The sequence below is a fragment of the Neorhizobium huautlense genome (assembly GCF_030811685.1).
GTDB classification, from domain to species: Bacteria; Pseudomonadota; Alphaproteobacteria; order Rhizobiales; family Rhizobiaceae; genus Neorhizobium; species Neorhizobium huautlense_A.
Genome location: NZ_JAUSRF010000011.1, coordinates 1 through 21,357 on the forward strand (window position 1 = coordinate 1; position 21,357 = coordinate 21,357).

Annotated in this window: 21 protein-coding genes; 5 read left to right on the top strand and 16 right to left on the bottom strand. The window is 58.4% G+C overall.

The features are described 5' to 3' along the window. Nucleotides 1–451 precede the first annotated feature (451 nt). From traG to traC, 3 genes are read right to left on the bottom strand one after another with little or no spacing between them, the layout of a single operon-like run. Nucleotides 452–2,374, bottom strand: a complete 1,923-nt coding sequence (gene traG, locus J2T09_RS16545; protein ID WP_306836633.1) for a Ti-type conjugative transfer system protein TraG — start codon at nt 2,372–2,374, stop codon at nt 452–454. Next, nucleotides 2,361–2,576 carry a type IV conjugative transfer system coupling protein TraD gene (traD, locus tag J2T09_RS16550; protein WP_306836634.1) on the bottom strand — a complete coding sequence of 72 codons (216 nt, stop codon included), beginning with the start codon at nt 2,574–2,576 and terminating at the stop codon, nt 2,361–2,363. The genes traG and traD overlap by 14 nt, the downstream gene beginning before the upstream one ends. Before the next feature lie 4 nt (nt 2,577–2,580). Then, nucleotides 2,581–2,883, bottom strand: a complete 303-nt coding sequence (gene traC / locus J2T09_RS16555) for a conjugal transfer protein TraC (RefSeq protein WP_306836635.1) — start codon at nt 2,881–2,883, stop codon at nt 2,581–2,583. Nucleotides 2,884–3,133: 250 nt separating this feature from the next. Here traC and traA point away from each other — a divergent pair, with 250 nt between their 5' ends. The 4 genes from traA to J2T09_RS16575 are packed head-to-tail and all read left to right on the top strand — an operon-like array spanning nt 3,134 to nt 9,096. Next, complete coding sequence (gene traA, locus J2T09_RS16560; protein ID WP_306836637.1) at nt 3,134–6,766, top strand: Ti-type conjugative transfer relaxase TraA; 3,633 nt, start codon at nt 3,134–3,136, stop codon at nt 6,764–6,766. Next, nucleotides 6,763–7,329 carry a conjugative transfer signal peptidase TraF gene (gene traF, locus J2T09_RS16565; protein WP_306836639.1) on the top strand — a complete coding sequence of 189 codons (567 nt, stop codon included), beginning with the start codon at nt 6,763–6,765 and terminating at the stop codon, nt 7,327–7,329. Before traA ends, traF begins: the two co-directional genes overlap by 4 nt. After that, nucleotides 7,319–8,479 (top strand): conjugal transfer protein TraB, encoded by a 1,161-nt coding sequence (locus J2T09_RS16570; RefSeq protein WP_306836641.1) that lies wholly within the window; start codon nt 7,319–7,321, stop codon nt 8,477–8,479. Before traF ends, J2T09_RS16570 begins: the two co-directional genes overlap by 11 nt. Before the next feature lie 11 nt (nt 8,480–8,490). After that, a complete protein-coding gene (locus J2T09_RS16575; protein WP_306836643.1) occupies nt 8,491–9,096 on the top strand; it encodes a conjugal transfer protein TraH in 606 nt (201 codons plus the stop codon). 8 nt (nt 9,097–9,104) lie between these two features. Here the strand turns inward: J2T09_RS16575 and J2T09_RS16580 are convergent, their stop codons facing one another. Then, nucleotides 9,105–9,341, bottom strand: a complete 237-nt coding sequence (locus tag J2T09_RS16580; RefSeq protein ID WP_153353951.1) for a helix-turn-helix domain-containing protein — start codon at nt 9,339–9,341, stop codon at nt 9,105–9,107. 199 nt (nt 9,342–9,540) lie between these two features. Here J2T09_RS16580 and J2T09_RS16585 point away from each other — a divergent pair, with 199 nt between their 5' ends. Then, nucleotides 9,541–9,876 carry a transcriptional repressor TraM gene (locus J2T09_RS16585; protein ID WP_306836648.1) on the top strand — a complete coding sequence of 112 codons (336 nt, stop codon included), beginning with the start codon at nt 9,541–9,543 and terminating at the stop codon, nt 9,874–9,876. On the opposite strand, the gene J2T09_RS16590 is transcribed toward J2T09_RS16585, so the two are convergent. The 12 genes from J2T09_RS16590 to traI form a co-directional block, all read right to left on the bottom strand. Further along, nucleotides 9,854–10,558 carry an autoinducer binding domain-containing protein gene (locus J2T09_RS16590; RefSeq protein WP_306836650.1) on the bottom strand — a complete coding sequence of 235 codons (705 nt, stop codon included), beginning with the start codon at nt 10,556–10,558 and terminating at the stop codon, nt 9,854–9,856. The two genes, J2T09_RS16585 and J2T09_RS16590, sit on opposite strands and share 23 nt — an antisense overlap. A 333-nt stretch (nt 10,559–10,891) precedes the next feature. Continuing rightward, nucleotides 10,892–12,184, bottom strand: coding sequence for an IncP-type conjugal transfer protein TrbI (gene trbI, locus J2T09_RS16595; protein WP_306836652.1), 1,293 nt, complete (start codon nt 12,182–12,184; stop codon nt 10,892–10,894). A 12-nt stretch (nt 12,185–12,196) separates the two neighbouring features. Further along, nucleotides 12,197–12,535 (bottom strand): conjugal transfer protein TrbH, encoded by a 339-nt coding sequence (locus tag J2T09_RS16600; RefSeq protein ID WP_306836653.1) that lies wholly within the window; start codon nt 12,533–12,535, stop codon nt 12,197–12,199. Nucleotides 12,536–12,634: 99 nt separating this feature from the next. Further along, nucleotides 12,635–13,444 carry a P-type conjugative transfer protein TrbG gene (gene trbG, locus J2T09_RS16605; RefSeq protein WP_306836655.1) on the bottom strand — a complete coding sequence of 270 codons (810 nt, stop codon included), beginning with the start codon at nt 13,442–13,444 and terminating at the stop codon, nt 12,635–12,637. 15 nt (nt 13,445–13,459) lie between these two features. Then, a complete protein-coding gene (locus tag J2T09_RS16610; protein ID WP_306836658.1) occupies nt 13,460–14,122 on the bottom strand; it encodes a conjugal transfer protein TrbF in 663 nt (220 codons plus the stop codon). Nucleotides 14,123–14,141: 19 nt separating this feature from the next. Continuing rightward, nucleotides 14,142–15,320: a P-type conjugative transfer protein TrbL gene (gene trbL / locus J2T09_RS16615; RefSeq protein WP_306836660.1), complete on the bottom strand. Its 1,179-nt coding sequence runs from the start codon at nt 15,318–15,320 to the stop codon at nt 14,142–14,144. 158 nt (nt 15,321–15,478) lie between these two features. Further along, the gene (trbJ, locus tag J2T09_RS16620) at nt 15,479–16,282 is read right to left on the bottom strand and encodes a P-type conjugative transfer protein TrbJ (RefSeq protein ID WP_306836662.1); all 804 of its coding nucleotides are present in this window, start codon (nt 16,280–16,282) and stop codon (nt 15,479–15,481) included. Continuing rightward, nucleotides 16,266–18,707, bottom strand: a complete 2,442-nt coding sequence (locus J2T09_RS16625; RefSeq protein WP_306836664.1) for a conjugal transfer protein TrbE — start codon at nt 18,705–18,707, stop codon at nt 16,266–16,268. The genes trbJ and J2T09_RS16625 overlap by 17 nt, the downstream gene beginning before the upstream one ends. Before the next feature lie 10 nt (nt 18,708–18,717). After that, nucleotides 18,718–19,017: a conjugal transfer protein TrbD gene (locus tag J2T09_RS16630; protein ID WP_306836666.1), complete on the bottom strand. Its 300-nt coding sequence runs from the start codon at nt 19,015–19,017 to the stop codon at nt 18,718–18,720. Further along, complete coding sequence (locus tag J2T09_RS16635) at nt 19,010–19,384, bottom strand: TrbC/VirB2 family protein (protein ID WP_306836669.1); 375 nt, start codon at nt 19,382–19,384, stop codon at nt 19,010–19,012. The genes J2T09_RS16630 and J2T09_RS16635 overlap by 8 nt, the downstream gene beginning before the upstream one ends. Next, nucleotides 19,374–20,351: a P-type conjugative transfer ATPase TrbB gene (trbB, locus tag J2T09_RS16640; protein ID WP_306836671.1), complete on the bottom strand. Its 978-nt coding sequence runs from the start codon at nt 20,349–20,351 to the stop codon at nt 19,374–19,376. The genes J2T09_RS16635 and trbB overlap by 11 nt, the downstream gene beginning before the upstream one ends. A gap of 11 nt (nt 20,352–20,362) precedes the next feature. Further along, a complete protein-coding gene (gene traI / locus J2T09_RS16645) occupies nt 20,363–20,989 on the bottom strand; it encodes an acyl-homoserine-lactone synthase TraI (RefSeq protein WP_306836673.1) in 627 nt (208 codons plus the stop codon). Between the last annotated feature and the right edge of the window lie 368 nt (nt 20,990–21,357).

Below are 21,357 nucleotides of genomic sequence, written 5' to 3' on the forward strand. Positions count from 1 at the left end.
CCAAATTCCGAAGTCTGACGCGTGTGGCATGCCAATGCCTCATGGCAGCCGCAGCCCAGAACATCAAGAAGATCGCAATCGCCCTCACAAGGGCCTCCCAGCCAGCCATGGCATGAGGCAGAAGGATCTTCATTGCCTCATTCGAACGCGACCGGCAAACACGGTGGCCAGCGTAAAACAAAACCCCGCCAAAAAATGACGGGGTTTGTCAGCAGTCTGAAGTGTCTGCCTCAGAAGAGGCAGACACTTTTGCATCGTCAGCCTTGTATAGTTTGAACGCAAGAGCAGTGACTGGATAAATATCCGTCACATTCCCACTCCCTGAAAGGGTTTCGATTTTAACAGTGCGCGCCTCAAGGAGGCTCGGTGAAAGCCAGCCAAATATCGGCGTCCCGTTGGGCGATCGCCGCTGGCGGTTTATGGAGAAGAAACATGATCCGTTCCGGCGATGTCATTCGTGAACGGATGAATGGAAGCGATTTTCCTGGACCGAGTGGATCATATCCTCGCGGCGAAACCAGATGGCGCGACCACATCTGAGCGGCGGATTGCCGGCGGTGAAAACGATCTGTTCGTCAGTGCGCATGCGCAAGACTTCATGCGGCTGGATAAGAGGTCGTGCTGCCAGTTGCTTGGACCGCGTTCGTGATGATCCCCGTGATTGAAAACTGCGGCTGACCTGATCAACTTCGACCGTCGTCACGCCGCAGCGGCGCGAAATGTAGTCGGCTGTTTCGGGATCATTGATCGCCGCAAAGGAGATCCAGCTGGCGCTCTCGAACCATTTACTGGAGGCGTCACGGCCGCCATAGGTTTCGCGTAACTGACCGATCGACTGATAGATCATCGTCAGTGAAATGCCGTACTTGCGGCCGGCATCACGCGCCGTTTCCAGAATGCGCATATAGCCGAGCCGAGCCGCTTCATCGAGAAGGAAAAGCGTTCGTCCCTCGACTGCTCCATCCCGGTTGTAGATGGCGTTCAGCAGTGCGCCGATTATCACCCGGGCAAGACCTGAATGGGTCTCGAGGGTCTTGAGGTCGATATTGAGAAAGACATCGGTCTTATCGGACGCAATGTCGTCCGTCGAGAACTCGTCGCCAGAGACCAGTGCCGCATAGTTCTTGTAGGACAGCCAGTGCGTTTCCTTGATCGCATTGGCATAGACCCCCGAGAATGTTTCGGGTGTCATGTTGACGAAAGCGGCAACGTTTTCCTTGACGAATTCCGATTGGGAGCCGTTGTAAATTTCCTGCAGGCGGGTGCGAAGTTTCGGCTCCGGCTCTGCCAGATTGGCGCGGACCTGGCGCAGCGTTTGCTGCTCTTTTTCCGTCTGGCCGGACAGGCAGACATCGGCGATCATAGCGGTGACCAGTTGCAGGCCGGACGCGCGGAAAAAGTCGTCACGCACGCCGGTGGCACGCCCCGTATCGCTAACGATCCAGGCTGCGACGGCTGCGATATCTTCTTCCTTCGTGCCGCCGAACTTGCCGATCCAGTCGAGTGCGTTAAACCCCGTGTGCGGCTTGCGCGGATCGAGGACTATGATCGTGCGGGCTGACTTGCGCCGGTGCTCCCTCACCATCGGTGCAACTTCGTTCGATGGATCGAGGACAACCAGATTTCCCGGCCATTTAAGAGCGGTCGGGATTGTCACCGACGTCGTCTTGAAACCACCCGAGCCGGCGAAAACGATGCCATGCGACGAACCGAATGATCCGTCGAAACATAAGAGTGAAGTCTTGCCACCCTTGCCCCAGCTTGTCCGGTCATCGGCCCGGAATGGTCGTCCCGTGATGTCGTCCCTGTCGACACGGTAACGCTCTCCAATCACAATGCCGCCGGTTCCGGGAAACAGTTTTTGTGCATCGGCGAGCGTCATCCAACCGGCATCTCCATGGATAGCACGCTTGCCTGCTATCCGTTTCGGTACCGCCCGCGCGAATGCGGCGTTGCCCATCACAATGACCCTGATTGCAAAACCACCAACCATCAGCGCACCGCCTGCCCCGATCATTGTGGCGGGGTCGAGATAGGAAAGGATGGACGTGCCTGATGGGACGGCATGCGAGAACGTCGCCAGACGCATTGTTTCGCGAACCACGCCGGCAAGCACCACGACAAGGCATCCAGCACCGGTGCCCGATCCGACGATTCTGATGTTTGCCGATCCGGCCGACGCAAAGATCGCAATCAGACCCAAACATGCGGCCGCAAGATAGGGGAATGCTATACCAATCCGCCCAAGCGTTAACCTTGCGGCTTCTGTGGCACCGAAGCGCGCAAGCCATTGCTCCAATCCCGTCAGCCCGGCGAACGCTGCCATCATCAGAACTGGCGGCAGAACGAAGGCGGTGAGTTTACGGATCGTCATTGCCAAAAGCCTCCGACCCGATGGCGATCAATCGCGCGCGCTCGTTCTCGTCGAGGTTAATGCGGTGACGGAGGTCGATCAGCGCACCGAGAAGAAGCGCACGTTTCTCGTATCGCAGGCCTGCTTTGACGATCAGGCCGCCAAGCGCAATTTTCTCGCGCGTATCCTTCCTGCGTGCATCCAGTATCGATGACCTGGCCATGCGATCAAGCCTCACCACTGCCGCTCGAAGCCGGGCCAGGCGGGATCGCCGAGCTTGCATCCTCGCGTTGACCTGCTCCTTTCCCCCTCCCGTCCGAAACAGCTCTCGCCGTCCCGCGACCTGGCCGAAAGTCTGCGGCGATATCTTCGAACCGCGACAGCATTACAGTTTCATCGATCTCGAGTTCGCCCAGGCCTGCCTTCAGAGCGATGCGGCCGATCCGTTCGGCTTCGCGTGTTTCGGCGGCTTTAAGCTGGTCCTGTAGCTTGGCGATCTCATCGCGGATTTTCGAGGATGGCTTTTTCATTCCGTCAGTCTCCCTTGATTGGAAAGCGGTGGCATGAGCCACAGATTTCCAGACCGCAGGGTGCGAAGCACTAGGGTAAATTCTGCAATCGCCATGGGCGATGCTTTGGTCAATCATCCGACCGCTCGACGAGAGCGGATCCGGAACGGCGCAATTATACGTCGCTGACGCGACGTTCAGTTTTGGCGCCTTGGCGGGGCCTCCGCACTCCTCGAACCCGTCGATTTTGTTCTGAAGGAGAGCTCTACTCGTGGCCGTCCCGCATTTTTCCGTCAGCATCGTTACCCGCGGCCGCGGCGCAAGTGCCGTCATGTCGGCGGCGTATCGCCATTGCGCCAGGATGGAATTTGACCGTGAGGCCCGGACCATCGACTACACGCGCAAGCAGGGTCTGCTGCACGAGGAGTTCGTCATTCCAGAAGACGCGCCTGAATGGCTTCGAACCTTGATCGGCGACCGGTCCGTCTCCGGGGCGTCGGAAGCGTTCTGGAATACAGTCGAAGGTTTCGAGAAAAGGGCCGACGCACAACTGGCCAAGGATGTCACCATTGCCCTGCCCATCGAGCTCTCTGCCGCTCAAAATATCGAGCTGATGCGTGACTTCGTGGCAGGGCACATCAAACCCAAGGGAATGGTGGCCGACTGGGTCTATCATGACACTCCGGGCAATCCGCATATCCATCTGATGATGACATTGCGGCCGCTGACCGAAGATGGCTTTGGCGGAAAGAAGATCGCGGTACTCGGCCCGAACGGCAATCCCGTGCGCAATGACGCAGGCAAGATCGTCTATCAGCTATGGGCCGGCGATGGCGCAGATTTCAATACTTTCAGGGACAACTGGTTTGCCTGCCAGAACCACCATCTTGCACTTGCAGGCCTCGATATTCGTGTCGATGGTCGATCGTTCGAGAAACAGGGCATCGCACTCGAGCCGACGATCCATCTTGGTGTGGGCACGGCAGCGATCGATCGGAAGGCGGATGCAGCAGTAAAGGGCGGTCATGCCGGGAAGATGAAGCTCGAGCGGATCGAGTTGCAGGAAGAGCGCCGTGAGATAAACGCCCACCGTATCGAGCGCGACCCCGGTCTGATCATCGATGTCATAACCCGCGAAAAGAGCGTGTTCGACGAGCGTGATATCGCCAAGCTCCTCTATCGTTACATCGACGATCCGGCATTGTTCACGGATCTGATGGTGCGGGTTCTGCAGCATCCCGCTGCATTGTGTCTGGATCGCGAACGGATCTCGTTTGCGACGGGTGCGCGATCTCACGCCAAATACACGACGCGTGATCTCGTTCGCATCGAAGCGCAGATGGCCAACCGAGCGTTATGGCTCGCCCGACAGCGCTCTCACCTGATTTCGGCGCGGGTCCTCAAACGAACGTTCAAGCGTCAGGAGCACCTATCGGACGAGCAGAAATCTGCCATCGAACATGTGGCCGGCGGTAGCCGGATAACCGCCATCGTCGGGCGCGCGGGCGCCGGCAAGACGACGATGATGCACGCCGCCCGTGAAGCCTGGGAGTCGGCCGGATATCGCGTCGTCGGTGGCGCCCTCGCCGGCAAGGCCGCTGAAGGTCTGGAGAAGGAAGCGGGGATCGCATCGCGCACGCTTTCTTCATGGGAGCTGCGGTGGGACCAGGAGCGGGATCGTCTGGATGAAAGAACGGTCTTTGTACTCGACGAAGCCGGGATGGTATCCTCCCGGCAGATGGCGCGCTTCGTGGAAGCGGCCGCGTTGTCGGGTGCAAAGCTGGTTCTGGTCGGCGATCCCGATCAACTGCAGCCGATCGAGGCGGGCGCCGCATTCCGGGCGATTGCGGAGCGTATCGGCTACGCGGAACTCGACACGATTTATCGCCAGCGCGAACAGTGGATGCGGGACGCGTCGCTCGATCTAGCGCGGGGAAACGTTTCGGCAGCGCTGAGCGCCTACGAGCAACAGGGTATGGTACGGACGGCCTGGAGCCGGGACGAAGCGATTGCGTCTTTGGTCGATGATTGGGACCGGAATTATGATCCAAAAACGACCTCGCTGATCCTCGCGCATCGGCGTCGCGACGTCCGAATGCTGAACGAGATGGCGCGCGCCAGACTCGTTGAACGAAGCCTGGTCGATAACGGATGTGCGTTCGAGACGGAAGACGGTGCCCGTCTGTTTGCAGCCGGCGACCAGATCATCTTCTTGAAGAACGAGGGCTCGCTCGGGGTCAAGAACGGAATGCTGGCGCGCGTTACCGATGCGCGAGCCGGTCACCTTGTCGCCGAGATCGGAAGCGGCGAAGACCGCCGTCAGATCACGATTGATCAGCACTTTTACGCCAATGTCGATCATGGCTACGCCACCACCATCCACAAGAGCCAGGGCGCTACTGTCGATCGGGTCAAGGTACTGGCATCGAGCACGATGGATCGGCATCTCTCCTATGTCGCCATGACGCGCCACCGGGAGACGGCGGAGCTCTATATCGGGCTGGAAGATTTTGCGCACCGGCGTGGTGGTGTTTTGGTCGATCACGGTGAAGCGCCCTTCGAGCACAAGCCGGAGAACCGCGACAGCTACTTCGTCACGCTCGGATATGGTGATGGCGACGAACGCACCATCTGGGGTGTCGATCTTGCGCGCGCCATGGATGAGACGGATGTCGTGATCGGCGATCGTATCGGTCTCGAACACGTCAAAGCCACGCCCATCAAGCTGCCGAATGGCACCGTTGTCCAACGCAATTCCTGGAAGGTTGTGCCCTTGGCGGACCTGGCCATGGCCAGGATGCACGAGCGGCTGTCGCGCGACGCATCGAAGGAAACAACACTGGATTACCAGAGCGTTTCCGAGCTGCGCGCAGCGCTTCGATTTGCGGATACGCGTGGTCTTCATCTGCTGAATGTTGCTCGCACGCTCATGCTCGACCGCCTGCATTGGACGGTTCGTCAAAAGAAGAAGCTCACCGATCTCGCTTCGCGGCTCACGGCCATCGGAACACGGCTTGGATTGGGCCCAATGCCAGCGGGAAAGCGGCAGCATCACACTGGGAAAGACACCGAAACACGGATCCGTTCCGTATCCGTAGAGGAGAAAACACTCATGGTTTCCGGCATTTCGTCATTCGCAAAATCATTGGAGCAAGCCGTCGAGGATAAGGTCTCGGCGGATCCGGCGCTAAAGAACCAATGGCAGGACGTCTCGGCGCGCTTTCATCTGGTCTTCGCCGATCCACAGTCGGCATTCGACGCGGTGAATGTCCATGCCATGATCGGCAACTCCGCGACCGCAGCGGCAACGCTCGAGGCGATCACAGAGCGACCTGAAACGTTTGGAAAGCTGAAAGGCAAGACCGGTCTTTTCGCCGGAAAGGCCGAGAGCGATGCCCGGCAAACCGCACTCGTCAATGTTCCGGCCTTGGCCCGCGATCTCGAGGCCTATCTGCACAAGCGCGAGGAGGCGTCACAGAAATATGAGGCAGAGGTTCGTGCCACCAGGCTGAAGATCGCCATCGAGATCCCGGCGCTCTCGGATGCAGCAAGGCAAACCCTGGAACGGGTCCGTGACGCTATCGACCGCAACGATCTTCCTGCAGGCCTCGAATACGCGCTGGTCGACAAGATGGTGAAAGCCGAACTCGAAGGGTTTGCCAGGATCGCAACGGAGCGTTTTGGGGAGCGCACCTTCCTTCCGCTCGCGGCAAAGACTGCGGTCGGCAAGACGTTCGAGAGATTGTCGGTTGGAATGAACCCGGCACAGAAGGCCGAGCTGCGATCCGCGTGGAGCATGATCCGAACGGTGCAGCAGCTTGCCGCTCACGAGCGAACGACAACGGCGCTTTCCCAGGCGGAAACGATGCGGCAGACCCAGACAAAAGGACTGGCTCTGAAATGATCAACCAAGCGCACGACGTCTTGTCTACCGCCCGACAAACGCGACCGGGTCTTGTCCTGCTCTGCGCGTCCGGCTTATTCACGCTTGCCGCGGTTGTTGCCGGATTTGCCGGCGGCTTGCGGCTCAATACAACGCCAAGCGAGCCCCTCGGGCTCTGGCGGATCGTCAGGCTCGATCGCCCGGTCGAACGTGGCGATATCCTGTTCATCTGCCCGCCAATTTCGGCGGATATGCAAGAGGCACGATCTCGTGGCTACCTTCGTTTCGGTCTGTGCGAAGGTGGCAACGCGCCGCTGATCAAGACTGTGGCGGCATTGCCCGACCAGGTCGTCGAGATCGGCGAGGTGGTTCGTATCGATGGAGAGGTCCTCGCGCATTCTCGCCTCTCGTCGACGGACGGAAAGCGCCGGCGACTGAACCCCTATGCTGGCGGAAAGGTCGGTGCGGACCAAGTCTATCTGCATTCGGATTTTCCGGGATCTTTTGATTCCCGCTATTTTGGCCCGCTGCCCATTAACAACATTCTGGGGTTGGCGAAGGAGTTGATCACCTATGCACCGTGACCGCCCCCACCTGTTATTGTTGCTGGGAGGTGCTGCTCTTTGCGGATGGATAGGCTGGAGTGGCGAGGTACTTCTTCTCCCTGTCGCAGCCGTCTTCTCGGCACTGTGGTCCGGCGCGCAGACACGCTGGCAGGCGGCCCTTATCTCCGCATGTTATTTCCTGGCTGCTTCACGCGGTTTGCCGCAGGGCGTAGCAAACTTCTACGCGTCCGAACTTTTTCCGGGCCTGCTGCTGTGGGTGACTGCATCGTCCGTGTTCGTTTGTGTGCACGCGTTGAGCTGGGCCAATACGACCGCCCTGCGCCTGTCACTGCGATATTTCGTGGCGTGTGCGATGATGGCCGTCCCGCTGGCCGGAATTCTCGGCTGGGCACATCCGGTGACGGCTGCCGGCGCGATATTCCCGGGTTGGGGCTGGACCGGGCTGATGGCGATGCTGATTGGCCTGGCATTGATGGTCACGCGCTGTCGCTTCATCGCAGGAACGGTTCTCTGTGGGCTTTGGATCTGGTCTGCCATCCATTGGACACCGCCGATTGCTCCGGCCGGTTGGCAGGGCGTTGATCTTCATCTGGGCGCCTCTCTTGGGCGCGAAGAGGGCATGCAATGGCAACAACAACTCGTGTCCCTCGCAAAAGGACACGCGCCGGGGGCTGTTATCGTGTTTCCTGAAAGTGCGCTCGGGTTCTGGACGCCAACGTCGAGCCGATTCTGGCAGAAGTCCCTCGAGCACACAGACATCACCATTATTGCCGGCGCAGCAGCCATTGACGAGGGCGGCTATGACAATGTGCTGGTGCGCATCACTGCAGCAGGCGCTGACATCATCTATCGTGAGCGCATGCCCGTCCCGGGCGCCATGTGGCAGCCGTGGTCACGCTTGATAGATGATGGCGCTGGAGCTCGCGCCTATGTTTTCGCCAATCCTGCGGTTCTTTCAGGCTCAATAAGAGTTGCACCGCTCATCTGCTACGAACAACTGATCGTCTGGCCGGTATTGCAGTCCATGCTCCATGATCCCGACATCATCATTGCTGTCGGTAATGGTTGGTGGACGACAGGCACCTCTATCGTCGCCATCCAGCGCGCGGCAACGCAGGCCTGGGCGCGCCTCTTCGACAAACCCCTCGTGATGTCCTTCAACACCTGATTGGATAGACCATGCTCGATGCCGCGCTGATTGCCCAATGTGCCGATCCCAGCCTGACGCCCGCCATCGTGGAACGGTTTGTCGAAGTGGCCGGATCGGATGATCCGCTGGCGATCACCGTTCGTTGGGGGGACAAAACTATCCTCGTTCCGAAGCCAACGACGGCTGAGGAAGCGCTCGGCATTGTGAGGCAACACGCTGGCATGGCTACAGTTCGTGTCGGCATCACGCAAACGCCAGTCGGCCACGGTGTCGGAAGAAGCGAGGAGCTTAGTGGGAAGCCTTTCGACCCTTGCGAAAATCTGCGCGCCGGGACTGCCATATTCGCGAAGATCGCACGCATTGTTACGAGGTGGTATGGCAATCCGACCGACAGCCAGGTTCTGCCGCAACTGTTCGAGGATGCTGTGCTTGCCTGGAAAAGTGGTGTGTTCGAAGGGCAGAAGGTTTTCCTTGAAGAGGATCCGGGCGGGCAGACGTTCCTGATTGGAGGGCAGAGTGAGCAGGTCGAACTCTTCGGAGATGAAGTTCGACCTTCCTCGGCTCGACGGAAGGCTGAGGTACAGGAAGGTCCGGGCATCAGGGTCGATCTGTCGAGGATCGGTGTCGATCCATGAGCCGGCCTCTAGCCGCTCAAATCGCCATCCTGCTCGGGTTTCCTGGTGATGAGTTCCACCGGGTCGGTACCCAAGGCATCGGCGATCAGCCCGAGAACCGTCAGCGACGCACTCTTCTTTCCGCGTTCGATATCGCCGATATAACGAGTGCTCAGGCCACAGCGATGGGCCAATTCCTCCTGCGACATGTTCACGCCATGACGGGTACGACGCAAGTTCACCGCCATGATCCCGTTGAGATCCATGCGGAAAGCGGAACGCTAATCCGAACGATCCGACTAGGAACTATAGTTCCGATTCGACAGGAGGCGTGCTATTGTCCAACTGGTTTTTCCGCGTTTTGGCTCACGACAATGATCCATGCTTCCAAACATGAAATATGGGCCACGCGGCAACCGTAGGATTTGACATCCGTCATCTCGCAACGTTACGTCAACGGACACAATGGGCAGCATCGACGCCCGCTCGCAGGAAGTGGAGCTTCTCTTGGGCGTGATGGACAGGGCATCTCTCGAAGCACTCGCGATCGAAAAAATCCGCGCGCACCGTCGGCAGATCGAATCCGATCAGCTGGTCTATGAGGAATGGGTGCGCGCGAGCGAGGATACGACAGTTTCCGCGATGGTCTTGCAGACCATGCAGGACGAGTATCTCGCTCGCCAGGATAAGGCCGACCAGCTTCAGGAAGAGCTGTCAGAGCTCGTCGACACACTCGGTTATGTTCCGGACGTCCCGGAAGACGAAACGGATCAGGCGGTCAGCACCAGCCCCGATCTTTGAGCAAGCCGACCAGTTGCGCCAGTGTTCGGGCGTCGAGCTTTTGGCGAGCATTGTCCAGATAGTGCTGGATTGTTCTGATGTTCAGACCGGTCAGCACTGCCATGTCGGACGAAGATTTGCCTTTGATTGCCCATTTGACACACATTTTTTCGCGGGCAGACAAGGTCTGCTTGGGTGCTATCGCCTGCCGGGCACCAACATGTTCCAATCGGTAATGTACCGCAAGAATGACGCGCAGTCCGTCTATGGGATCGAAAAGCTGGGGGATCTCCTCCCTTTTCTTGCCGGAGGAGAATGTCAGCATGATCGTTGAGCAATAGCTGCCTTCAATCGCCATCGTGACGCCGGTGCGGATGCCGTGACCGATCGCTTCGTCACGGAACCTACGCAGTTCCGGCCCTCGCCGATCAAGCCAGTCGTCCGCACTCCAGGAGAACATCTCCCGCCTGCGTTTGGCCTCTTCCACAACGGGATCGATTTTTGCGTATTCGTTTTCGAGATATCTGTCCTGCCACTCCGGTGGGTAGGAGTTGACGGTTTTAACCTCCGACCCTTCCGTCTGGAGATAGGAGAAATGCTCATACCCCCACGATTTGCTGAAGGTCTGCAGGACATTTGCGATCATGTTCTGGTCATCTGCCACATCGATCAGGTCGATGAGTGAGCGAGCGCTTTCATTCACGGCTTATTACCCCTCGTTTTTAGCGGCTGGGTCATCCATCAACGGCTGGGAGACCTGGATCAGGATGTCATTGCCCTGGTTTGGCGGAGATCACCGAGATATGCCGGGGATTTCTCGCCTGAACGATTTAATCAACAGCAGTTGGCCGAAATGCTCTGTCGGCCACGGGAATATGAAGTATGCGAGCATCCCATCGGGAGCCCGCCTATTGGTAAATAACAGAAAGATGACACGTCATCAATTATTTGACGTGTGCGGCGCACAATTGCGTGATCGCATAGGTTGAGCCCCTACGTTTTCAGGGGTATTGTCACGTTTCATCATCTGGGGGAGTCACCGGTAGACCGACGGAAAGACGATATCCTGATCGACCATGATGTTGAAGCGATAGCCAGGCCGGATCATGATGGTGGGCTGGACGTCAAGATTTTTCGAGATGGTCTGCTCCGCCACTCGGCCAAACGTTTCCGCAAAGTTCCGTCTGACCGCATCGGATGCCGTGTCCTGCGTCGCCAATGAAGAACTTTCCGGCAGGGACATATCGATTCCGGCGCCGATGACGGCGACGAGTGCTGCGGATCCAAATGTGCGCCAGAGGTGGCGGTCAACCTTGTCCTTGAAGCCGCCATATCCTTCCGCGTCGGTGCCGGCCATGCCGCCGATCTGCAGTGTCGATCCATTCGGGAAGATCAGGTCAGTCCAGACCACCAGAACCCTCTCCTGCCCGAACGAGACCTTTGAATCGTAACGCCCAAACAGTTTGGCGCCTTGCGGGATGAGTAGGCGATATCCGCTGGCACTATCGTAAACGTGCTGGCTCACCTGCGCTGTGATACGCCCGGGTAGATCCGAGTTCAGCCCCGTGATCAGTGTTGCCGGTATAACCGACCCGCGCTTCAGTTCGAAGCGCGATACCTGGGGTACGACCCCATTCGGCAGGTATCCGAGGTCCTTGATGTCCTGGTTGAAAAAGTCTTCCTTGGCTGCCTGTCCATTCTGGTCACCACTTGCGCCCGGGAACCCTGCCTTCGCTGCGGCGGCATAGAAATCGTTGGCGTTGTTCGATCCAGTGGGCGAGACAGATCGTTGTGCATCGGCCGTGTCGGGGTTCTTTCCGACGTCGCTGACATCGACAGCCAATGGTGACTCAAGGGCCGTGGATCGAGCCTGCAGCCGCGCCATTCGTTGCCGCTGCGCTTCCCGGATGATCTGCTCGTCCTGTTCCCGTTTCAGCCGCGCTTTCCACTCGCCCTCTGGTTCGAGCCGGGTGCTGTGACGCTCGGGTATAGCGACATCTTCTTCTTTCGGCCGCTCGCGTGTTTCTTCCTGGCGTTGGATGACAGGTGTTGGCTGAAACACTTCCCGCTGTTCCGGTTCGCCGATAATTCCGTCGGTGACACCGCGTTTGAGCCGATCCCCGAAGCTTGTGGCCGGAGCATTGGAGGCCTCGCCGAGATTGCCGGTACGGTTGAACGAGATCCCGCGCCAGGAAAGGCCAATGACGATAACCCCGAGTACAGTGACGACGATGGCCATCACGATGATGATCGGCAATTTGTTGAGGCGACGCATGGCCGGCTGCTGCGCGGCATTGCCGACGCTGCCAAGATGAAGTGACTGTGACATGAGCTGTCCCTCTCATTCCGGCTGCAGGATGGAAAGCGGGCTTGATGGAGAGGCGCCGCCGGCAGTTACGGTGTATGTGCGTCCAAGCGCTGTGGTCGGCGTCGCAATGCGTGCGAGCACCTGGTCTTCAAAGCTGTGGAGTGAATAGGACAGCTCGAGCGGCTTGGGAGAGAGGTTGCTGTCATCTGTGACGATCTTGTAACCCCAGGCTTTCAGTGCAGCCTCCAGGGCGGTCGAGAATTCGGTATCGTCCTTGCGCATCCGGATCGCCGGCGTGGATCTGGTCGGGACTGCTTCGGCAAATCGGCTCGCCATGTCGCCGGCGATGGCACCGGCGGAAGCACTGTTCATGATAGGCGGGCCAGAGCTGCTGGCCTCCACGTCGTCCTTTGTCTGGCAGCCTGCAGTCAGGGACATTAAAAGCATGATCGAAGCCACTCTGCGCATGGATCACCTCCCCCGCCGGATGGTGATTTTTTGCTGCCTCCAGCCGACACCAGAGATCAGGACAGCACGGTCGATGGCGTAGTCGACCGTCATCATGTCAGCCTTCATGCGGTAATTGACGACGCGGTTCTGACCGCCGCTCACCACGAAGAGAACGGGTGCATCCTGACCGGTGATCGTTTTGGGAAACTGGATGTATGTCTTTTCCCCGTCTGAATAGACCCGTTTGGGTTTCCATCTCGCGGTGCCGCTGATCGAATAGGAAAAGTTCAGGGTTTCGGGCGTGCCCGCCGGACCACCGACCTCAAGACGCGCGTTGACATCCGCGAGTTTGCTGGACGCATCCTGCGGATACTCGAACCCGACACGTGCCATGTATTGGCTCGGATGGGATTTGAGCTGGATATGATAGGTACGGCGAGAGGTGGTCACCACCATCGAGGTGACAAGTCCGGCTTCTGATGGCTTGACGATGAGGTGGATTGCCTGGCCAACAGTGGCGCCCGACGTCGCCGGTTCGATCTTCCAGCGGACGGTATCCCCGACCAGCACATCGCGAACGATCTCACCACCCTGCAACTCAATGTCACAGACCTGCAAAGGCGAGCAGATAACGGAAGGTTGCGTCTCTCCGTAAAGGAAAACGACTTTTCCATCCGGGCCGGTCGTCACAAGACCGGGCGCGCCGCGCCATTTGCGTGAAATGCTTGTCCCCGTCACTTCGTTGCTGTTCAAGCTTTGCCCATTGGCCATGTCCGCAAACAACAGAGCCGATGTGCAGCCTAAAGCCGCGATCAATCCCTTACCCTTCATGACGTTCCCCTGCTTCTAAAGCTGCGCGGTCCAGTCAAAATCCTGGACATAAAGACCGATCGGGTTGAGACGGATCGTTGCCTCATCCTGTGGTGCCGTAAGAGTAACCGTCGCGATGCCACGGAAGCGACGAGTGCCGGTTTCCTTGCCCTTCCGGTCGCGCTCGTATTCGGTCCAGTCGATCTGATAGGTCTGGTTTGACAGCGCCACGATGTTGGTCGCCTCGATGGCGACGGTCGCATTTTTCGCGCGCTCGAAAGGAGAATTGCTCCTGAACCAGGCATTGATCTTCTGGGTGGCGGGATCTGACGCACGCAACAGCGCGTAGGTGCGATCCACGTACTGCTTCTGCACCACGGCATCGGGCGTGATCGAGCGAAAGCTGGCAACGAAGTTGCCAAGCGTTGACCGAACCACGCGAGCGTCCGCGTATTCGATCTGTTGGGGAACGCCGGCCGTCACAGCGTTTCCGAGTTTGTCCACCTCGACAATGTAGGGAACAAGCTTCACCTGCGTGCTCAGATACATGGCATAGGAAAATCCGATCACGGCCATGATGAGCGCGACGATACCCACGAGCCGCCAGGCACGCGCTGCCTGCACGTAGGATCCATATCGCTCAGTCCATTCCTGCCGCGCGGCAAGATACGGGTTCTCGGGGGCGCGATCGGCCGCCATTGGCTTTCCTTTCATGTTGCTATTTGCCCTTCAACTCAGGAGGAGGCGCTTTTCCACCTTGGCTGCTTCTGCTGCCGTCGAGCTTTGCGTTGGCGAGCCCAAGGAGCGAACCCGCGTAGGCGCCCGGTGAGCCGATTGCCTTTTCCTTGGCGGCGGAGCCTGTCGCCGACATTCCAGATCCAAGGGCTGAGCCGATACCTTTGAGCGCTGCACCCACTGTCGAGGAGCCGGCAGCCCGGGCAGATTGCGCGGCAGCAACACCGGCGCGCCCGGAACTTACGGAGAGCATGGCCGCTCCCGCTGCGAATGAAGCTGCCTGTCCGCCATGTCGGATGGTTTCCATGCCGCCCGTGACCGAAGCGCCCTGAACGACACCTTGAATGATGGTGGGGACATACATCGCGATCACGAAAACGACGACCGCGATGCCGGCGATCGCGAGTGCGGTTTGGAACTCGCCTCCAACGTCGGGCCTGTTCGCCAAGCCGATGAGGACTTCCGATCCTATGCGCGAGATCATGACCAGCGCCATCAGCTTCATGCCAACCGAAAACGCATAGACCAGATAGCGGATTGCGAAGTCCTTGGTGAACGAGGATCCACCCAGTCCAAGCATGATCATCCCGGCCAGGAGGCCAAGATACATCTCGACCATGACGGACACGAAGATGGCCGCAACAAGCGCAAAGGCAATGACGGTCACCACCATCGCGAAGGCCGCCGAGATCGCCAGCGCGTTGTCTTCGAACAGCCCGAACTGGACTTTTTCAGACATTTTCGTTGCGACGGTAAGACCGGCGTTGAAAACGTCTGCGGGCGACGCCGTCCCTCCCCCAGCGCCAATCTGGAAGAGGCTGTCGACAATGGCTTTGGCAAATGCTGGTCCTTCAGACAGAACGAATGCGAAAAATCCGACGAACATGATGCGTCGGACCAGTTCGCCAAACCAACTGTCCAGGGATGCTGCCTGAAGCGCCAGCCACACAGCCGCAATGCCGATCTCGATTGCCGCCAGGATCCAGAAAAGCGATTTTGCCGCATCAAGAACGGATGTCTCCCACCCTTTGGCAGCAGTCGTGATCTCATTTTGAAGAGCGGTCAGAACCGAGCCGTCCTGGGCCAAGGTCGAATCTGCGTAGACGGCAATGATCGCGAAAACGATCGTGAACCCTATGAACTTCCGGATATCGATGGTCATGCGTTACCACTCGATCTTCATCTTTTCGCCACCGCTCATTGGAGGCGATTGCGAGGATCTGAAAAACTTCTCGTGTCGGTCGTGCGCTGTTTGGTAGTCCGATACGGCAAACCAAATGCCGAACAAGACAGCGATCGCGGCGAAGGCAAGTTTTGCTTTCACCACTCGATCCTCATTTTCTCACCACCGGAGGTGGATGGTGCTGTCGCGTTGAAAAATTGTTCGCGACGGGCCTGAGCCAGATCCTTTTCTGACTGCTCTGTTTGTTGCCAGGTACCCACAAGCGTCATCTGTTGCGAGACGAGGCCTCGCAGTTTTTGCATCTGGGCCACCTGCTGGGCCGCGATCTGATGGCCAACCTGCAGCGCCCGCATTTGCCCGTCGGCAGATTCAGACATGCCACGCAGCGAGGTCATCGTGCTCTCCTCGCTGTCGAACTGATCGGCGGTCAGGCTCGCAGCCTTGAGTGTGCTGGCAATGGTATCGCGGTTGGTGTCCGACCAAGTTTGATAGCTTGCCGAAAAGCTTTCCGCGTTCGGAAGATTGGTCTTCAGATCAGCGTAACTCTTGAACCGCTGGCTGAGCACATCGTCCGCATTTCCCATCGAAAATGAGATTCCCTGGCCCTGGTTGACGATGTCACGGAGACGCTTGAGGTCACTCTCCACCTCGCCCCAGATGTGATTGGGGAGCTGCGCAGTGTTTTGCAGCATATTCTTGTAGATATTCAGCTGGTTTTGGATCTGCTCGGCCAGCTGAGCGATCTGGGTGAGCTGATTGTCGACCTGCAGGCCGGAGCTGGTCATGAGATCGACGAGCTGCGCGTTGTTCGCCAGCTGCGTCCATTCTGTCGCGGCACCTGCCGCTGCTCCGGCATGAGCGGGAGGAGCCGAGGCAGCCGCTACGGCACCGGTTATCAGGCCGGCAGCCAGGACTCGCCAAAGTTCATGTTGAAAGAACATCGTCCACTCCTCTCGTTTCGAGCCACTTGGCTGGCCATCTGTCGCCGTGTTCGGCATGCAATGATCGGATGCGTTTGAGGTCGTCCTTTCCGGACGCGCCGACGAAACTGAGTGCGACGGGACCGAGAGCCATCTCGAACAGGCGCCGGCCGTCAGGCGTTGAGACGTAATATTCGCGCTTGGGTATCCCGGCGGCGACGATTTCGATCTGCCGCTCGTTGAAGCCGAGGCGCTCATAGAACTCCCGGCTGCCTGGTTCGCGCGCTGTGCCGTTCGGGAGGCAGATTTTGGTCGGGCAGGATTCCTTCAGGACATCGATGATGCCGGATCGTTCGGCGTCGGAAATCGACTGGGTTGCCAGAACGACCGCGCAGTTAGCCTTGCGCAGCACTTTTAGCCATTCGCGGATCTTGCTGCGAAACACCGGATGGCCAAGCATCAGCCATGCCTCATCAAGCACGATCAGGCTCGGAGAGCCGTCCAGACGCTTCTCGATACGGTGAAACAGATAGGTGAGTACCGGGACAAGGCTGCGCTCACCCAGGTTCATCAGTTGCTCGATCTCGAAACATTGGAGTGCCCGCAGTGTCAGACCGTCATCTTCGGCGTCCAGCAACTGTCCCATCGGTCCATCGACCGTGTAGTGGTGGAGCGCATCCTTGATTTCGCGCATCTGGACGCCGCTCACGAAATCGGACAGTGACCGGCCCGGGGCCTTTGCCATCAGTCCAATCTGCCGTGAGATTGCGTTGCGATGATCAGGGGTGATCGAAACGCCCTGCAACGCGACCAGCATTTCGACCCATTCACTCGCCCAGGCGCGATCTCCGTCCGTGGAAAGATCGAACAGCGGGCAAAATGCAAGCGCCCTCCCCTTCTCGCCCTCCGCACCGATCTCGTAGTGATCGCCGCTGCAGGCCAATGTCAGCGGCAGAAGCGAATTGCCTTTATCGAAGGCGAAAATCTGCGCGAACTCATATCGCCTGAATTGCGCAACGATGAGAGCGAGCAACGTCGACTTACCGGAACCTGTCGGGCCGAAGATCAATGTGTGCCCGACATCGTCGAAATGCAGGTTCAATCGGAAGGGTGTCGAACCACTGGCGACCTGCATCAGTGGTGGAGAACCTGGCGGATAGAGAGGGCACGGCGCGACCGGGCTGCCGGACCAGACGGAATTCAACGGGATGAGGTCTGCCAGATTGCTGGTATTGATCAGCGGCTCGCGGATGTTGGCGTACCAGTTTCCAGGAAGACTGCCGAGGAAGGCATCGGTTGCATTCAGGCTCTCGATCCTCGCTCCAAAACCTTCGGCCTGGATCAGCCGCCGTATGGCCTCGGCCTTTTCCTGAAGGGCTGCGGCATCTTGATCGAACAGCACCACGACGGGCGTGTAATAGCCATAAGCGACCAGTTGCGACGACGCCTGGGCAATGGCATCCTCAGTTTCTGCCACCATGGTCATCGCGTCTTGGTCGACCGAGCGGCTTTGTGTCTGAAAAAGCTGATCAAAAAAGGGGCGAACCTTTTGTTGCCATTTCTTGCGTGTCCGCTCCAGCTTCTGCCGCGCTTCTTCTGCGTCGAGAAACATGAATCGCGATGACCAGCGATAGGAGAGCGGCATCAGGTCGAGACTGTTCAGGATGCCGGGCCAGCTTTCTGCCGGCAGCCCATCAATGGCGACGACACCGAGGAAGCGGTTTTCGACCCTGGGTGTCAGTCCGTGCTCGAGTTCGGCAGTCGTGACCCAGTCCAGATACATCGGAATTTCGGACAAGCGAACCGGATGGTTTTCGCCCGTGATGCAGAAGCGGACGAACTGGAGAAGATCATCATATCGCGCTGTCCGCCTGCCCCCCCAGTCAAAGGTTGACCGTGTCTGCATGCGCGCAATCGAGATGGTGCTGGCCAGATACTGTTCGATCTCGCGGATCGTGTTATTGAACAGAAAGAGCACAGTGTCCGCATAGGATTGCTTGCGACTGGCATCGTCCGAATAGATATATTTGCTCAATGCTGTCTTGCGTGGCTCTGCCGGTCGATAGGTAAGAATGATCGCGTGCTTGCTTTCGAAATGGCCCTGCTCGCGGCTGAAATGCGCACGCCGTTCTGCCTCGATCGCGCGTGTTACCGGGTCAGGAAAATGACTGCGATCTTCTGCAGGATAGTCGATCGTCGGGATCCTGATCGCCTCGACCTGGATCATCCACCCGCTTCCAAGGCGTGACAGGATCGTGTTGATCTGCCGGGAAAGCTCGTTGCGCTCGCTATCAGTCGCGCTTTCACTGTCGGGTCCGGCAAAATACCAGCCTGCCATGAGACTTCCGTCCTTCAGCAGCAGGACGCCGTCATCGACAAGACCGGCATAGGGAACGAGATCGGCAAACGATGGTCCGGTGTGTCGGAAACGCTTGAGTGCTGTCATGACCACACCCTCAAAAGGTTCGCCATGGCGAGGTTGTCGCCCGGTAATACGGTTTGTAGGAGATGTGGCGCAGATAGACCTGACGCATCACAGGGTCGGCCTTGGCCATCATCCGCAACGCCCCGACGATGGCGATCCAGACCGCGGCGCCGAGAATGGCCGAATAGACAGTCAGGACCACGAAAATCAGGGTCACCGCAATGAGGCCGGTGACCAGAACGAGTTCGCGATCCGCGCCAAGCAACAAGTTTGGGCGCGACAAGGCGCGGTGAATGCGGTTTAGATGGAGGGCGGAGATATGCTCAGCCATTGTCGCCATCCTGCATCGCAGGAACGCGAATGGCGGCAGCCTCCGCTGGCACACCAACGGATGCGCCCGTTGCCCCAAATAGGCCGACAATGGTCGTGGCGCCAAGCAGAATGCCGGCGACGAGCACGACATAAACTAGCCTACGTGCGAAATCATTCAGCTCGCCGCCAAAGATCAGCATCCCGCCGGCAATGGCGACAGCCGCCAGCGCGATGTAGCCGGCGACCGGACCAGTGATGGATTCCTGGATTTGTTCGAGGGGGCCCTCCCAGGGCAGGCTGCTGCCGGAGCTTGCCAGCACAGGTGCGACCGACATCAGAATGATAGGGACCGCTGAAAACACCGTGAGCAAATTTTTACGCGACATGACGTGCCTCCTGTTCTTGCGTCGGTTCGTCCGACTGGATCTCGTATTGGCCATGGGCAAAGCGTTCGACATGGATGACATCGCGCACCCGCCGCCCGCGCGGCGTTCTTTCGATCGAGATGACGAGATCGACGGCTTCACCGATCACCTCGTGCATGGACTGCTGGCTTGCTTCTGCCGTCAGTTGTTCGAGACGTCTCAAGGCGGATGTCGCAGTATTCGAGTGGACGGTCGCAACGCCGCCTGGATGACCGGTGTTCCAGGCCTTCAGAAGGGTGAGTGCGGCGCCGTCGCGAACCTCACCGACAATGATCCGATCCGGCCGCAGGCGCATCGTGCTCTTGAGGAGCCTCGGCATGTCGATCGTGTAGCTGGTGTGAAGCAGCACCGCGTTGTCGGCGGTGCACTGGATTTCGGCCGTGTCCTCCAGGATGACGAGCCTGTCCATTGGCGCGCTCTTGACGATCTCGTCGATGACGGCATTGGCAAGCGTCGTCTTTCCCGACCCGGTGCCGCCGGAGATGATGATGTTCAAGCGCGCGCTGATCGCGCTTCTGATTGTCCTGGCCTGGCTCACGGACATGACACCCAAGCGAACGTAATCATCGAGGGGGATCATTCGAGACGCCCGGCGCCGGATCGAGAACGCAGGCTTGGCTACAATGGGCGGCAGCAAGCCCTCGAACCGGTGTCCGCCGATCGGCAGTTCGCCGGAGATGATAGGCTGGTCCGTATCGACTTCCGACTGCAGTGCATGCGCGACCGTGCCGATGACCATCTCTGCAGCGGCCGGCGACATCTCGCCAATGGCCGCGATGCCTTGACCAAGTCGTTCGATGAAGAGTTTGCCGTCCGGGTTGAGCATGATCTCGACGACACTGACGTCATCGAGTGCCGCGCAAAGCTGATCGCCAAGGGCTTCCTGGAGTTTACGCACGAGGCGTGGATGAGAGCGAAGCTGGGTCATCACTTTCTCTTTCACGCGGCTCGGCTGGAAGACTGAGAAAAGCGGGAGCGGTAAGCTTTCGGCTGAAGAGCCGACAACAGGTTGTCGGTTGCCGGAAGTATTCCGGCGACAGCCATGGTCACCCCGATTTGTTTTGGTGGGCCCAAGCGCCGAAGCGGCCATCCGACACGAGTAAGAATCCGCTCGAAGCGAAGATCGGTGACCGTCACGATTTCCGTGTAGCCGTTGATCAACGACCATTCGATGATGCCAGCAAACATCATCAAGGTCGTTTCGTGGATCGAACCACTGCCCCTTCCCTCTTCGCAATTGGTGTTCACGCAAAAACGCGAACTTTCGATCATCGCAGGGTGGGCGTGCAAAGTGCCGTTCGGTAGCAAGGTGGAGAAGACGTCTCGGACCATGGTCGGCCCAAGGGCGGGCAGAAGGCGCGCGCACGCCAGAACGCGCTCTGCGTCATCGAGGGCAAGAACGTATGTTGGATCAAGATCGTCGAAGCGATCGAACTCAAGGCCATCTTTCACCTCGACGTCCCAACCCAGTCGGGTCGAGAACACATCCGCTCGCAGTTGGTGCTGTTGGCGCATAAGGGCCGTTTGCGATGGTCCCTGTGATTTCGAAATTGCGATGATTTGCATGGCGGACACTCCTCGTCGTTTTCGTTGACGGGAGGTCATCACAGAAAGAGCACGGCTGTGAATTGCAGAATTCTGTATGCCCGAGTCGGGTGAGTCGCGGCGCATCGGGAACGATTGCCTGCAACGCCAGACTTACGAACAGTTTTCGGCAGCAGAATTTACCCTAGAACAAAAAGTGACTTTGGTGATCGAAGAAAGTCATCTAAATGCTTGAAAAACTGCGGCAACCTGTTGTTTCCTGAAAATCCGACCGACCGAAAAGGACCAATATGTTAAGGACCTGTTAACGTTAAATGTCTTGCTCGTGAGCCGGAATCGGTTCTAATTGTAAGCGTCGGAATGCAGCTGAAAAGCGGCTCCTGAGCGAC

Excerpts from the sequence above, each read along its gene's own strand:
- traG (WP_306836633.1), bottom strand. The coding sequence starts at position 2,374 with ATGACGATCCGTAAACTCACCGCCTTCGTTCTGCCGCCAGTTCTGATG.
- traD (WP_306836634.1), bottom strand. The coding sequence starts at position 2,576 with ATGGCCAGGTCATCGATACTGGATGCACGCAGGAAGGATACGCGCGAG.
- traC (WP_306836635.1), bottom strand. The coding sequence starts at position 2,883 with ATGAAAAAGCCATCCTCGAAAATCCGCGATGAGATCGCCAAGCTACAG.
- traF (WP_306836639.1), top strand. The coding sequence starts at position 6,763 with ATGATCAACCAAGCGCACGACGTCTTGTCTACCGCCCGACAAACGCGA.
- J2T09_RS16570 (WP_306836641.1), top strand. The coding sequence starts at position 7,319 with ATGCACCGTGACCGCCCCCACCTGTTATTGTTGCTGGGAGGTGCTGCT.
- J2T09_RS16575 (WP_306836643.1), top strand. The coding sequence starts at position 8,491 with ATGCTCGATGCCGCGCTGATTGCCCAATGTGCCGATCCCAGCCTGACG.
- J2T09_RS16580 (WP_153353951.1), bottom strand. The coding sequence starts at position 9,341 with ATGGATCTCAACGGGATCATGGCGGTGAACTTGCGTCGTACCCGTCAT.
- J2T09_RS16585 (WP_306836648.1), top strand. The coding sequence starts at position 9,541 with ATGGGCAGCATCGACGCCCGCTCGCAGGAAGTGGAGCTTCTCTTGGGC.
- trbI (WP_306836652.1), bottom strand. The coding sequence starts at position 12,184 with ATGTCACAGTCACTTCATCTTGGCAGCGTCGGCAATGCCGCGCAGCAG.
- J2T09_RS16600 (WP_306836653.1), bottom strand. The coding sequence starts at position 12,535 with ATGAACAGTGCTTCCGCCGGTGCCATCGCCGGCGACATGGCGAGCCGA.
- trbG (WP_306836655.1), bottom strand. The coding sequence starts at position 13,444 with ATGAAGGGTAAGGGATTGATCGCGGCTTTAGGCTGCACATCGGCTCTG.
- J2T09_RS16610 (WP_306836658.1), bottom strand. The coding sequence starts at position 14,122 with ATGGCGGCCGATCGCGCCCCCGAGAACCCGTATCTTGCCGCGCGGCAG.
- trbL (WP_306836660.1), bottom strand. The coding sequence starts at position 15,320 with ATGACCATCGATATCCGGAAGTTCATAGGGTTCACGATCGTTTTCGCG.
- trbJ (WP_306836662.1), bottom strand. The coding sequence starts at position 16,282 with ATGTTCTTTCAACATGAACTTTGGCGAGTCCTGGCTGCCGGCCTGATA.
- J2T09_RS16625 (WP_306836664.1), bottom strand. The coding sequence starts at position 18,707 with ATGACAGCACTCAAGCGTTTCCGACACACCGGACCATCGTTTGCCGAT.
- J2T09_RS16630 (WP_306836666.1), bottom strand. The coding sequence starts at position 19,017 with ATGGCTGAGCATATCTCCGCCCTCCATCTAAACCGCATTCACCGCGCC.
- J2T09_RS16635 (WP_306836669.1), bottom strand. The coding sequence starts at position 19,384 with ATGTCGCGTAAAAATTTGCTCACGGTGTTTTCAGCGGTCCCTATCATT.
- trbB (WP_306836671.1), bottom strand. The coding sequence starts at position 20,351 with ATGACCCAGCTTCGCTCTCATCCACGCCTCGTGCGTAAACTCCAGGAA.
- traI (WP_306836673.1), bottom strand. The coding sequence starts at position 20,989 with ATGCAAATCATCGCAATTTCGAAATCACAGGGACCATCGCAAACGGCC.